General features: G+C 42.6%; 12 protein-coding genes. 7 read left to right on the forward strand and 5 right to left on the reverse strand.

Annotated elements, in window-relative coordinates:
- The first annotated feature begins 173 nt into the window (after positions 1 to 173).
- From BFS30_RS00090 to BFS30_RS00105, 4 genes are read left to right on the forward strand one after another with little or no spacing between them, the layout of a single operon-like run.
- Positions 174 to 830, forward strand: coding sequence for an RNA polymerase sigma-70 factor (locus BFS30_RS00090; protein ID WP_069377408.1), 657 nt, complete (start codon positions 174 to 176; stop codon positions 828 to 830).
- Positions 831 to 885: 55 nt separating this feature from the next.
- Positions 886 to 1,932, forward strand: a complete 1,047-nt coding sequence (locus tag BFS30_RS00095) for a FecR family protein (protein WP_069377409.1) — start codon at positions 886 to 888, stop codon at positions 1,930 to 1,932.
- Between the two features lie 56 nt (positions 1,933 to 1,988).
- Complete coding sequence (locus tag BFS30_RS00100) at positions 1,989 to 5,318, forward strand: SusC/RagA family TonB-linked outer membrane protein (RefSeq protein WP_083251877.1); 3,330 nt, start codon at positions 1,989 to 1,991, stop codon at positions 5,316 to 5,318.
- 7 nt (positions 5,319 to 5,325) lie between these two features.
- Positions 5,326 to 6,927, forward strand: coding sequence for a SusD/RagB family nutrient-binding outer membrane lipoprotein (locus tag BFS30_RS00105; RefSeq protein WP_069377410.1), 1,602 nt, complete (start codon positions 5,326 to 5,328; stop codon positions 6,925 to 6,927).
- Here BFS30_RS00105 and BFS30_RS00110 read toward each other — a convergent pair.
- Together BFS30_RS00110 and BFS30_RS00115 are read right to left on the reverse strand one after the other, a co-directional pair.
- Positions 6,904 to 7,308 (reverse strand): endonuclease/exonuclease/phosphatase family protein, encoded by a 405-nt coding sequence (locus BFS30_RS00110; protein WP_335645382.1) that lies wholly within the window; start codon positions 7,306 to 7,308, stop codon positions 6,904 to 6,906. The two genes, BFS30_RS00105 and BFS30_RS00110, sit on opposite strands and share 24 nt — an antisense overlap.
- A 3-nt stretch (positions 7,309 to 7,311) precedes the next feature.
- Complete coding sequence (locus BFS30_RS00115) at positions 7,312 to 7,761, reverse strand: endonuclease/exonuclease/phosphatase family protein (protein WP_069377412.1); 450 nt, start codon at positions 7,759 to 7,761, stop codon at positions 7,312 to 7,314.
- Positions 7,762 to 8,347: 586 nt separating this feature from the next.
- Here BFS30_RS00115 and BFS30_RS00120 point away from each other — a divergent pair.
- The gene (locus tag BFS30_RS00120) at positions 8,348 to 9,121 is read left to right on the forward strand and encodes a DUF6266 family protein (RefSeq protein WP_069377413.1); all 774 of its coding nucleotides are present in this window, start codon (positions 8,348 to 8,350) and stop codon (positions 9,119 to 9,121) included.
- 2 nt (positions 9,122 to 9,123) lie between these two features.
- On the opposite strand, the gene cysM is transcribed toward BFS30_RS00120, so the two are convergent.
- Positions 9,124 to 9,996 (reverse strand): cysteine synthase CysM, encoded by an 873-nt coding sequence (gene cysM / locus BFS30_RS00125; protein ID WP_069377414.1) that lies wholly within the window; start codon positions 9,994 to 9,996, stop codon positions 9,124 to 9,126.
- A gap of 3 nt (positions 9,997 to 9,999) precedes the next feature.
- A complete protein-coding gene (epsC, locus tag BFS30_RS00130) occupies positions 10,000 to 10,812 on the reverse strand; it encodes a serine O-acetyltransferase EpsC (protein ID WP_069377415.1) in 813 nt (270 codons plus the stop codon).
- 145 nt (positions 10,813 to 10,957) lie between these two features.
- Between epsC and BFS30_RS00135 the strand changes: the two genes are divergently transcribed.
- Together BFS30_RS00135 and BFS30_RS00140 are read left to right on the forward strand one after the other, a co-directional pair.
- The gene (locus BFS30_RS00135; RefSeq protein WP_069377416.1) at positions 10,958 to 11,341 is read left to right on the forward strand and encodes a hypothetical protein; all 384 of its coding nucleotides are present in this window, start codon (positions 10,958 to 10,960) and stop codon (positions 11,339 to 11,341) included.
- A 1-nt stretch (position 11,342) separates the two neighbouring features.
- Positions 11,343 to 12,980: a L,D-transpeptidase family protein gene (locus tag BFS30_RS00140; protein WP_069377417.1), complete on the forward strand. Its 1,638-nt coding sequence runs from the start codon at positions 11,343 to 11,345 to the stop codon at positions 12,978 to 12,980.
- Between the two features lie 108 nt (positions 12,981 to 13,088).
- On the opposite strand, the gene BFS30_RS00145 is transcribed toward BFS30_RS00140, so the two are convergent.
- Positions 13,089 to 13,280, reverse strand: a complete 192-nt coding sequence (locus BFS30_RS00145) for a cold-shock protein (RefSeq protein WP_069377418.1) — start codon at positions 13,278 to 13,280, stop codon at positions 13,089 to 13,091.
- Between the last annotated feature and the right edge of the window lie 52 nt (positions 13,281 to 13,332).

Here is a 13,332-nt window from a genome sequence, read left to right on the forward strand (position 1 = left end):
ATACGGTTAGGTTTTATAATTGGTTAGCTATACCGTTTTACCTTTTTAAAATAAAAGCGGGTATAGGATAGAGACCCCGTTTAGAAATAAATTGCCTACAAGGAATTCATTTTTTTTGAAGATTATTTTTAATCCCTATCTTGCAGAGGATAATTACCTCCTAATCAAAACAATTGAAACTCGTAAAGCCTGACTTATCTGCTCTGTGGACCAAGATTTGCGTCGAAGATGATTTAAAATCTTTCGAGGTTTTATACCGTTCCCTTGCTGCCAGGCTTTTGAAGTTCTCCGTTTATTACGTCTCGCAAAAAGAGGTTGCAGAAGAAATTGTTTCTGAAATATTTGTAAAGTGCTGGGAAAACAGAAAGGACAACCTGCATGTCCTTAATCCGGAAACCTATCTTTTTGTGGCGGTAAAAAACCAGTCTTTAAAACACATCCGTAAATACAGCAATGTGCACCTGGTAGAGATTGAAGAGCAGCCGCAAAGCTTTCAATTCCGGGATAGCACGGATCCCTCCAAAGAACTGGAGAGAAAAGAGCTGCATCTTAAACTGGACCAGGCAATAGATACCCTCCCTGCCCAGGCAAAAATGGTTTTCAAGCTAATTAAGGAGGATGGAATGAAGTATAAAGAGGTGGCAGAGATTTTAGACATCTCTCCACGCACGGTACAGACGCAATTGTTCCGGGCAATTGCAAAACTCAGAATTGTGCTCAGCTCCTACTATGAGCTGGACCATAAAAAAAATAATAGCAGCAATATGGCCAATCTGATCCTGATTTTGGGGATAATGCATTATTTTTTAGTCTTTTGTAGGCAATTTTAGAAAAAATGGGAACCTTAATATATCACATCATAAAAAACAGATAATATCCTTAAAAATGACCGATCAAAGATTTACAGAATTGCTTAGCAAAAAACTGGCAGACGAAATTTCCCTTGAAGAACATAAAGAATTTATGCTTCTGCTGGAGGAAAATGCCGGCTATAGGCAAGAGTATGAATCTTTAAGTCATTATTTCCAGTATAAAGAAACTGATCAGGAAGCCGCAATGCAGCTTTTTGAGCAGATTAAATCAAAAATTGAAGTTCCTGAAAGTCCGTTGAAAGTTAGCGCGGCAGCAATAAATGAAATGCCTTTAACTGAAGTCCGGGCAGGCAGGTATGGCAACTGGTACAGGATTGCAGCAGTGCTTGCCATCGGCATCTGTTCTTTCGGGGCCTATCAGCTGTTTTATAAAAAATCATTCCCCACAGAACAGACGGCATTGGTTTGGAAGGAAACGAATAGTCCTGGCAGGCGGGTTTCAAAAATCAGGCTTGGGGATGGAACCCTCGTTACTTTAAATGCCGAAAGCCAGCTCAGGTATCCAGCCGAATTTAAAGGAGACAGCAGGGAAGTTTATCTTTCCGGAGAAGCCTTTTTCGATGTGAGTAAAGACGCACAGCATCCTTTTGTCATTCATACCGAAAAGATAAACATCAAAGTATTGGGCACCACATTCGATGTGAAGGCCTATAAAAACGACCCTCATACCGAAGCTACACTGATCAGTGGAGCCATTCAGATCAGCATGAAAGACCATCCGGAAAAACAGGTCCTGCTAAAACCAAAAGAGAAGTTCAGTATACAGAATCATGCGGCAGATGGAAAAGCTTCAGCCCTGTATAGTGTGATCCCTTTTAATGATACCGAGATCTCCTGGATGAACAACAAACTGGTTTTCAAAAATGAAACTTTCGAAGTACTGGCCAACAGCATTTCCAGGTGGTATGGCGTCACACTTATCTTTAAAAATGAAAGTTTAAAAAACGCCAGGTTTACCGGATTTTTTGAAAAAGAAAATATCTCTCAGGCGTTGAAAGCACTGCAACTTATTGAACCATTTCGTTATAAAATACAAGACAAAACTGTTTATATTTACTAATTTGGCGGCAAGCGTGTTTAAGGCGCGCAAACCGGGATATCAAATATAAATTTATAATGAGGCTAATTGGGTGGATTGTCATTTTTTTGACGCTTGTTGGCTCCTTAAACAGCTATTCACAATCTAAAGGCGAACAGCAAAACAAAGTAAGTCTCAGCTTTAAGTCGGCCGACTTTAAAAAAGTAATTGATGCCATTCAAAAGCAAACCTCCTATCATTTCATTTTTAGCGAGCGTAAAATCCCCGTTCATAAAATCAATATTCAGGTCAAAGATGAAGAGGCCTTAAAAGTCCTTGACCAGATCCTGGCCAATTCCAGCTATACCTATAAATTGCTTCAAAACAATTTAATTGTGATCAGGCCACGTCATAGCGATTCAGAGACCAGAATGGTTGCCGGAAAAGTGATAAATGAAAGTGGGCAAGCCCTTCCGGGAACCTCCATCAGGGTAAAAGGAAGTGATTTTTCGACCACAACCGATGCTAATGGTGAATTTTCAGTCCCTGTTTTCCCCCACACCTCCATTCAGGCCTCTCAGGTTGGCTACTTAAAAAAAGAAATCCCTGTCGGTTCATTAAACCACCTTCAGCTTACCATGATCGCTAAAACGAATGAGCTCGATGAGGTGGTGGTAACCGCCTTGGACATTAAAAAAGAACAGCGAAAAATCGGTTATTCCCTCTCTACCATTTCCGGTGCCGAGCTGAGCAAAGCAAGAGAATCCAATCTGATCTACGCTCTGGAAGGGCAAATCGCCGGATTAAATATCAGCGGTGTGTATGGTGGCCCCTCTTCTTCTGCAAAGATTTTACTGCGTGGTGCAGCAAGTATGAATGCCGGATCTCCTTTGTTTGTGGTCAATGGTGTACCCATAGACAATACCCAGAGGGGAAATGTAACGGAATATGGCGGTGCCGATTATGGCGATGGCATCAGCAATATCAACCCCGATGATGTGGAAAGTATCACCGTATTAAAAGGTTCAGCAGCCTCCGCCCTCTATGGTGCCCGTGCGGCGAATGGAGTCATCATCATCACGATAAAAAAAGGAATTAAAAATTCAGGAAGCATCGAGTACAATACCAACCTTTCTTTCGACAGTCCTTATAAAAACACCGACTTTCAATACGTTTACGGACAGGGAACACAAAACAGAAGGCCGGAAAGTATTTCTGCGGCCATTGCTTCCGGATCTTCCAGCTGGGGAGAAAAGCTTGATGGCCTTCCTACCATTCAGTTTGATGGAAAGAAATACCCCTACAGTGCGGTGAAAGACAACATCCAAAGGTTCTACCATACTGCCCCTACTTTTACCAATACCGTTTCCCTGAGCGGGGCGAATGAAAAAAGTATGTTTCGCCTCTCTGCCGCCAATCTCGATTACCAGTCTATCCTGAAAAACGGCCACCTGAACAGAAAAACGCTGAACCTCTTTACTTCCTACGATTTAACGAAGCGGCTGAGTGTTACTTTTAATGGAAATTATATCAATGAGCAAAATAAAAACAGGTCATACCTAAGTGACGGAACGCTAAACCCGAATTATGGAATTGCCAGTCTGGCCAATAGCGCAGACCAGATTGCGCTGTCGCCGGGCTACGATCCTTTAACAGGACGCGAAATGAGGTGGAACGATGATGAATACAAAACGAACCCTTATTTTATGCTGAATAAAGGAAAAGACCTTTCCAAACGGAACCGCTTCATTACCTCCACCTCCCTGAAACATAAATTCACCGACTGGCTCTACCTGCAGGGAAGGTTAGGTTACGACATCAGCAATGATCAGATCGTCAGCATTATCCCTACCGGGGCCTCATTTTCCATCAACGGACAAGGCGGGCTGAATGCTTTTCAAAAGATACAAACCTCAGAACTCAACAGCGACTTTCTGCTGGCAGCCAACAAAGACCTGATGCAGGATCTTAACCTGGATGTTTCCATTGGCGCAAACTACCGGAACCGGGAAAGCGATCTGTCGGATTCCAAAGGGAACCAGTTTAATACCCCATACCTCTACACCCCTTCCAATCTGGTCACCAGGACTGATACTTATACCCTGGCCAGGCTGGTCACCCAATCTGCTTATTATACCTTTGACCTGAACTATAAAAAATTCCTGAACCTTTCCTCTACAGGAAGGTATGATGTCTACTCCACCCTGCCCGGTAACAGCAGGGGCATTTTTGTACCCGGGGTTTCAGGAAGTTTTATCTTCTCTGACCTGCTCAGATCCAAATCACTGAGTTATGGAAAAATCAGGGCGAGTTTTGCGAAAACAAGCGGAGAACCTGCTCAGCCCTATATCACACAAACTTATTATGCTACTGAAAACGCAGTAAACGGAACACCGCTCGGAGATTATGACCGAAGTTTGCCCAACTACAATCTAAAACCCTTTACCTTAAATGAATTTGAGACCGGAATTAACCTCCGGTTCTTCGACAACCGGCTGGATCTGGATCTGACCTGGTTTCACCGCACCACACACAATGAAATCGTCAGTGCGATACAATCCGTTACCACCGGTTTTACCTCCGCTTACGTCAACCTCGGAAAAACCAGAAATGTGGGGACAGAGCTGACCATTCAGGGCATTCCGGTTGCAAAGGATAATTTTAAATGGAAATCAGGATTTAACTTCAGCCATATTCATAATATGCTTTTGTCCATTGACGGAAGCAGCCGTTTTTCCCTGACTGGTACTTATCGCCCCTTAAATGCCAATACCGCCATGGTGGTGGGTAAACCCATTACACAAATTATGGCCTACGACTATAAAAGGGATCCTGAGGGGAATATCATTATTGGAAGTGACGGCATTCCCAAACGCGGGGAACTCAAGCCTATGGGGGCTACACTGCCTAAAATTTACGGAGGCTTCAGCAATAGCTTTTTCTATAAAAATTTCAGTTTATCTTTTCTGGTAGACTTTAAGTTTGGTCATAAAATCCTCTCCGCAACAGAAAACTACTCCTATGTTTCGGGCCTCAATAAGGCCACGCTTCCGGGAAGGGAAACTGGAGTCATTGCAGATGGGGTAATGGAAGACGGCAGCCGGAACACCATCAATGTACCTGCCTACAATTATTATCCCCAGCTGGCCACCAATATCTCCGCAATTTCGGTTTTAAACGGAAGTTTTATCAAATTAAGACAGGCAGTATTGGGCTATGCGCTTCCTGCTAAACTAATCAAAAAGACGCCGTTTAGCAGCATCAACCTGGACCTGGTGGGAAGAAACCTGTTTACCCTGCTTAAATACACTAAAAATATAGATCCCGAATCCGAGTTTTCATCAAGGCTCAATTATGCGGGTATAGAAGGTGCGTCATTGCCTTCCACCAGAACTTATGGCATCAACCTGAATTTTAAATTTAAATAAGGATCGAATGAAACGTATTTTTCTACTTTACTTAGCCGGCTTGATGACACTCTGCTATGGTTGCTCCAAAGCAGACCTGGATCGCATCAATACAGATCCGACCAAGTCCAGACCAGAGAATTTCGACCCGAACTTTCTCTTGTCTACTGCACAGTTAAAATTTGCCAATAAAGGATATTATCAGTTGTTGTACCAGAGTACGATGATGCAATTGCTTGCTTCCACCTATTATTACTATAACAATGGCGATAAGTACATCAATGTGGCCAACTTCACAGATTATCAGGGAAGAATTTTTGATGAAGGTTATGCCGAAGCTTCCGCAATCCGGGAGATGCAGCGACTGGCCATGGAAAAAAATCCGGAGGCCTATAAAAACCTGATTAATATCGGGGACATCATGTTTGTCATGATCCTGCAGCGCATCACAGACACCTATGGTGATGTGCCCTATCATCAGGCCGGAAAAGCCAGGGAAGGCATTAAATATCCGGTTTACGATACCCAGGAAGATATTTATGAATCCATGTTAACCGACCTGGAAAACGCTATTAACAAGCTGGACCCCGCCGCTCCAAAAGCAACTGCCGATCTTTTTTATAAAGGAGACCTTACAAAATGGCGGAAATTCGGCTACTCGCTGATGCTCAGAATTGCCATGAGACTGACCAAAGTTGACCAGAAAAAAGCGAGGAACTGGGCAGAAAAAGCCGCTGCCGGAGGAACTTTTGCAGACATCAACGACAATACCTTCATTACCATGGATGCCTCCAGTTTTACCAGTCAGAACGGAACTTCACTGGCCTTGCGCACACTGTCCGATTATAGAGAAGTACGCTGGAGCAAAACCCTGATTGATCAGCTCAAAAATACAGCCGACCCAAGGTTGTCAGTAATCGGAGAAATTCCTCCTGACGGATTTGCCAACAACAACAACCAAAACCTTTCCGGAAATACCGATCCGGTAGTTCAAACCGGCCTGCCGAACGGCTATGATTTGCTGGGAGGAACAACCGATATCCGCAGCTATCCGGAATATCCCGGTGGAACAGGCAGCGGAACAGATGTTGCCCCTCTGGGAAAATATTCACGCCCAAGAACAGCAGTGTATCTGAAGCTTGGTGGCCCTGTATTCTTAATGACCTATGGAGAAACCGAGTTGCTCCTTGCTGAAGCAGCGGCAAGAAAGTGGAAAGTAAGCGGTACCGCAGCCAGCCATTTCAGCAATGGAATTAAGGGCGCTTTGCAAACACTGGCACAGATAGACCCACAGGCCAATATCCCTATGGAACAGATTAACAACTATGTCAAATCCCAGGTACTGGACCAGTCTTCCACAGAAAAATCACTGGAAATGATCAATATGCAATACTGGATCTCTACAGGAACAACCTTCAATTTCATTGAGTCCTGGCTCAATTGGAAAAGGTCCGGATATCCCCGTCTCCTTCCTGTAAATTATCCTGGAAATGTAACCAATGGCACCATTCCAAGAAGAATGATCTATTTATCTACGGAGATCTTAAATAACCCTGACAACTACAGGGCAGCAGTAAAACGACTGCCCGGAGGTGATGCCTTAACCTCAAGGGTGTGGTGGGACCAGTAAAATGCTGATCGGATAGTGATCAGACAGATGGTCGCTGATGTCGTCCTTTAAAATGGCAGATTTCAACATGGTCTTTTTCAGATCTTTCGAAATAAAAATATAATCAATCCGCTCTTTAGAGGAATCCGGGACAGGGCCAAATTCCACCGAAGGATAGCTATAATCGAAAGCGTGATGTTTCATAGACCAGGTATCTAAGAAACCTGCTTTCAGTAGCGCATCGGTAACGCTGTAATCCAGACGGCCCTGATTAGCATTGCTGATCTTACTGTTTTCATCACTTTTCAGCATGGGGATCAAACGTCCCTTATGGTTATAATCCAGACTATCGGAAGCAGCCAGGCTATTCATATCTCCCAGGATAATGATTTTTTTTGAGATAGATCAGCGCGCTAAGCTGTCGGTAATGAGGCCAATTTCTTCCTGCCTTTTCTCATGACTAAAGGGTGATAAATGTACAATGATAAAATTCAGGTCTTTAATGCGAACTGCCATAAAACCATGGTGCATCCCTTTGGTTACCGTCTTCACTTCCTGAATTGGATATTTGGATGAAATCCCAACAGCATAACCTTTTTCCTTAGCCAGGGCGGTGTATGGATGCCCGATAGACTGCCCCAATTGTGTTAGCTCCTGTGCATTGATATTCACGAGCTCCTGATAAGCAATCACGTCTGCCTGCTGTATTGTAGCCCAGGAGATGAAACGTTGCTTCCGTTCCTGCTCAGACTCAAAATAATTATAGACATTATAGGAGATGATTTTTAATGCCGGCTGCGCCAATAGATTTTGGCTATAAAAGCTAAACAGCAACAGGATAAGAATTTTTTTCATGATGACAGCCAAATTAAAATATAATTCTCAGATCCCTGTCTTTGTGTAACAAAAATGCAAAAAATTGAATAGTCAAAGAATAGGAATGCAAAAATTGCGTTTATATACGAGAACACAGTTTTAATAGACTGTGTTTAAGGGATGAATAGATTGGACGGTAATTATAATTTTTGAGAGAGGGAATTGTAATTCAACACATAAGGAGTGAGGACTCGCTGTCCAATCTATTTTCTTCAGCTATCCCCATTATCCTTTGTACTTCACATTTTTTCCTGTGTTCCAGGTTTTACTCCCTAAGTTCCGGATTTTGTTTCTGTGTTCCGGATTTTTTCAGGTATTTTTGATTTTTTTAAGATTTCGCCTTTAATTCCCTTTAATGTGCGCTTGATCTCCGTCCTCATCCAATTCATTTCTTCTTGATTTACGATAGGGGGTTGATTGATCCCTGATTGGTCTGAACGACCTGTTAAGGGCCTATTACCTACCAGAGAAATACAAATTTTATTGCCGCGTAGATTAACTGAATATGCAATTCATTTTGTATATTGAGTAAAATAATTTTTATTCATCAATTAAAAATATCAAAATGGGAAAATTAATAGGCGGTCCGTTCGGAATGATCCGCGGAAGAGTGGGTAACCTGGTGGGTTATGTACTCAATGGAGAAAATATCATGAGGAAAATTGGTAAGAGCTCAAAACCCTTAACTCCGGCAAGAAAAGCCAATTGCCAGAAGATGACGGTGGTGAATCAGTTTTTAAGTCCGGCACTTGATTTCCTCAGGTCAGGATTTCGTCTGGAGGTGGCCGGAACGAACAGAAACGCTTATAATGAAGCCGTTTCTTATAATAAAATGAATGCAATACAAGGCGAGTATCCTAACTTCAGCCTGGATTACAGCAAAGTTCTGATCAGCAAAGGCAGCCTTCCTGTGGCTGAAGATGTACAGATCAAAAAAACTGAAGATGGCTTAATGTTCACATGGGGTACTGCTGATACATGCAGTCAACGCGATCACGACCGTGCCATGCTCATGGTTTTTTTCCCTAAAGATAAGACCATCAATTATCATTTGATCGGCTCTAAACGCGTAGAGGGGAAAGATGTACTTTACATCGATCCGGATCATAGAAACGAGCATATGGAAGCCTATATTTCTTTTATCCGTCCGGATGGCACACAGATCTCAGACAGCGTATATGCAGGTTCCTTAGCAGCGGTTCAGGAGCAGGCGGCCCAAACAGAGCCGGAAGCTAAGGAAATAAAGCCAGCTGATTCCAGACCAGGCCATACCCTATCGGCAGAAAAAACAGTTCAGCAGGCGATGGATACCTCCGGAAAGAACACCGCCCCTTCCTGAAATTAGCCGAACAGTTCGCTGCTCAGGTAACGGTCTCCCCTGTCGCATGCAATAAATACGATCAGCCCGGAACTCAGTTCTTCGGCTAGTCTGAGCGAGCAGGCCAATGCACCACCACTACTCATTCCGGCAAAGATCCCTTCGGTTTTAGCCAGTTTGCGGGTCATTTCTGTGGCTTCTTTTTGAGAAACGTCCATCACACGGTCCACTCTTGAAGGATCAAATATTTTAGGCAGGTACGCAACAGGCCACCTGCGGATTCCGGGAATAGAAGACTCTTCTGTGGGTTGGCAACCGACAATCTGAATCTCCGGATTTTGTTCTTTCAGGAACATGGAATTGCCCATGATGCTGCCTGTAGTTCCCATAGAACTCACAAAATGGGTAATTTGCTGATGGGTGTCTCTCCAGATCTCCGGACCTGTGGTTTTATAATGAGCCAGGTAGTTATCCGGATTTGCAAACTGGTTTAGCAGAAAATATCCTTCATGCGTTCCTTTTTCTTCGGCGTAATCACGGCAAATTTCAATAGATTCCAGGAGGGTTACTTTAGCGCCATAAGCTTCCATCGTCAGGGTACGTTCTCTTGTAGAGTTGGCAGGCATCACCAGTTCAATTTCCAGGTCGTAAATGCTCGCAATCATCGCCAGTGCAATCCCTGTATTTCCGCTTGTCGCTTCAATCAGCTTCGTTCCTTTTTTAACATCACCCCTTTCCATTGCACTACGGATCATATTGAGGGCTGCACGATCTTTCACACTTCCTCCAGGGTTATTGCCTTCCAGTTTTGCATATATTTTCACATCCGGATTGGAATGTAATTTCTGAATCTCTACTAAAGGGGTATTTCCGACAAACGCTACAATATTTCCCATAATTTAATCTCTGTGTTTTGTTTCAATAACTTTAATGGCCGACTGATGATAAACGGTTGAATGTGAAGGGACGCTCTTGGTGAGCCATACGTTTCCACCGATGATGGAATGGTCACCAATAATGGTTTCACCTCCCAGGATCGTTGCTCCGGAATAGATGATGACATGGTCTTCTATTGTTGGATGACGCTTGATATTGGCCATATACTTCTCCACACTCAGTGCTCCCAGGGTTACTCCCTGATATAATTTAACGTGATTACCGATGATGGTAGTCTCCCCTATTACAATTCCTGTCCCATGATCTATGTATAAATACTCGCCGATCTCTGCTCCCGGATGGATGTCTATTCCGGTTTGGGAATGTGCATATTCGGTCAGGATTCGTGGAATCAATGGAACATCCAGTTTCAGCAATGCATTCGCAATGCGATACATGGAAATAGCCAGAAACCCAGGATAGGTACGAATAATTTCAAACTCACTTTTTGCAGCCGGGTCGCCCGTTAAAATGGAAGAAATATCAGTATTTAATTTACGGTAGAGCTCGGGAAGGATTTTAAAAAAGGCTTTCGAAATCAATTCATTATTACAGTTTTTACAAGCCTTCGTGGCATTCAGTATCTCCGTAAGTTCAATTTCCAAACCAGCAAACATCCCCTGTATTTCAGCAAAAGTATATTTCGGATAAGTGGAACGTTCCGGATAAATCAGGTCCATCAGTTTTAAGGCCCATGAGGCCACCACCTGATTGGAAGGAACCGCCTCCACAGCGTTCTGTTTATTAAAAATATGAAGATAAAATTCTTCGCTCATCTTAGATTTTGTTACTGTTTTGTTTGAAATTGTAAAGGAATGAAAATTATTACAAATAAAAACAGAAGACAACCAATTTTAAGACCGAATATTTAAAGCTATATTCGCCTGGAATCAATTTACCTTAATGCTATTTCCCAGAAATATGTCCGAAACATTTGAAATACTATATTTCTTTAATACCCCTTACAATTCCCTCGTCGAAATCAAACGACGTAATTTTGACTTTGAAACGGATCTTTCCAAAGTATATTTCTGGATTCTTTACGAAAAGAAAACCCATAGAATCTATCCGCTTCAATTTATTTCCATGAAAGATGACCTTTTAGGTCAGGAGCGCGTTTTTAAACAAGGAAGCTTTTTCTTCAATGAGCAGGAAGGAACCTTTCTGAATAGCAGTGATAAAGCAAAAATGGTCCTGAAAAGAATGCCGGCATCAGCAGTGACTAAATTATTAAAAATCAGAATTGATGAGTTTCTGATGATGATTGATAAACAAGCAGAAAAACAATTAGAGAAACTGTTGTAAAATGAAAAAATGGCTTTTGTTATTATTGATTGTTCCCATTGCATTTATCGCATGTAACAGGAAGAAAATACCTAAAGTTGAAAGAGACATCAGCATCACGCCTAAGAATGCAGTAACCCGGCTTGAACTGGACAGTTTGCAGATGGAGCGTTATATTTCCGGTCAGCAGCTCGGCGACAGCGCCGCACAATACCTGAGAAACTTTTACAACAGCAGGAACTTTCAGTTTGCCTGGATTGGTGAAAAAGGTTTAACAGAGCAGGCAAGGGTTTTCTATACACTCAACAAAGATTATGTCAATGATTTCCGGGACAGCACCATGCTGGACTCCACATTGCATGAAAAAATGGAGCTCCTGATGAAACAGGATACCGTATTTAAGAAAGCCGACAGCAGTCTGGCCGGATTGGAATTACAGCTGACCAGGCATTTTTTTAACTATGTGGCCAATGCTTATGCCGGAAAAGTAGATCCCGAAGTTTTACAATGGCATATTCCCAGAAAAAAACTGAGCGCCACTGCATTACTGGATTCTTTAATGGCCAGCAAAAACACCAAAATCGACGATTGGGAACCTGTAAACCAACAGTACAAACTCCTTAAAAAGGAATTGCTCCGCTACTATACCCTGCAAAAAAAGGGAGACTGGGAAAAGATCTCCCTGGGTAAGCAGAAAAGATATAAAACGGGAGATACCGGCCTTACGGTAAGAATGGTCCGTCAGCGTTTTCTTGAACTTGGAGATACCCTTCTAAAGGATTCCCTTCCTGAGTTTGACGAGACTTTAAAAACAGCAGTGAAACAGGCGCAGCAACAATTCGGCTACCGGGCTACCGGAAATATTGATGCTGCTCTGATCAAAGAATTGAACGTTCCTGTTCAGGAGCGTATAGAAAAACTACTCATCAATATGGAGCGCATGAGGTGGATGCCCGCCATGCCAGCAGGAAGAAGGGTTCTGGTGAACATCCCGGACTATCAGCTACACGTTTTTGAAGATAAAGAAATTGCGCTGAGTATGGGAATTGTGGTAGGTAAAGCGGCCAATAAAACCGTAATCTTCAGCAATAAACTAAGAAACATCGTATTCAGCCCTTACTGGAATATTCCTGCCAGTATCGTCCGCTCAGAAGTTCTTCCGGCCATGAGAAGAAACCGGAATTACCTGAGGAATAAAAACATGGAACAGACCGGGACCAGCAATGGCCTTCCCCAGATCCGTCAAAAACCGGGAGATAACAATTCTCTGGGCCGCGTAAAGTTCCTTTTCCCCAACAGTTACGACATTTATTTCCATGATACACCTGCAAAGTCACTCTTTGCAGAAGAGAAAAGGGCGTTTAGCCATGGTTGTATCCGCCTGGCACAGCCTGCAAAGCTGGCAGAATACCTGCTGGCCGATCAAAAACAATGGACTCCGGATAACATTGCGAAAGCAATGAAGTCGACCAAAGAGATCTGGGTTCGCCTGAAAAAGCCGGTTCCGGTTTTCATCACCTATTTCACGGCATGGGTAGATCAGCATGGACGCTTAAATTTCAGAGATGACATTTACGGTCATGATCAGAAAATGGCCGAACAACTGTTCCTCTCTGCCACAAAAGGGGCAGCGAAGCCAGTTACCATAGCAAAACTTTAATTCGTAAAAGATCTCCTTTCCCAACAAGTTTCGATATACTTTCAAAAAGTATAAGACAAAAAAAAACTGCCCTTGAGGGGCAGTTTTCACAATTTATATTGAGGAAATTTAAATCACCTTAACATTTACTGCATTAAGACCTTTACGGCCTTCTTCAACATCATAAGAAACTTTATCGTTCTCACGAATGTCGGCTAATAAGCCAGTTGAATGAACAAAGATTTCACTCTCTCCCGAACTTGGGACGATAAATCCGAAACCTTTAGTTTCATTGAAAAATTTTACTACTCCTTCTTGCATTGTATTTTTTATTATAATTAAAGTACAAATGTAATTATAAATTATTGCAATT

Origin of the sequence: Pedobacter steynii (assembly GCF_001721645.1) — a bacterium.
Classification (GTDB): Bacteria; Bacteroidota; Bacteroidia; order Sphingobacteriales; family Sphingobacteriaceae; genus Pedobacter; species Pedobacter steynii_A.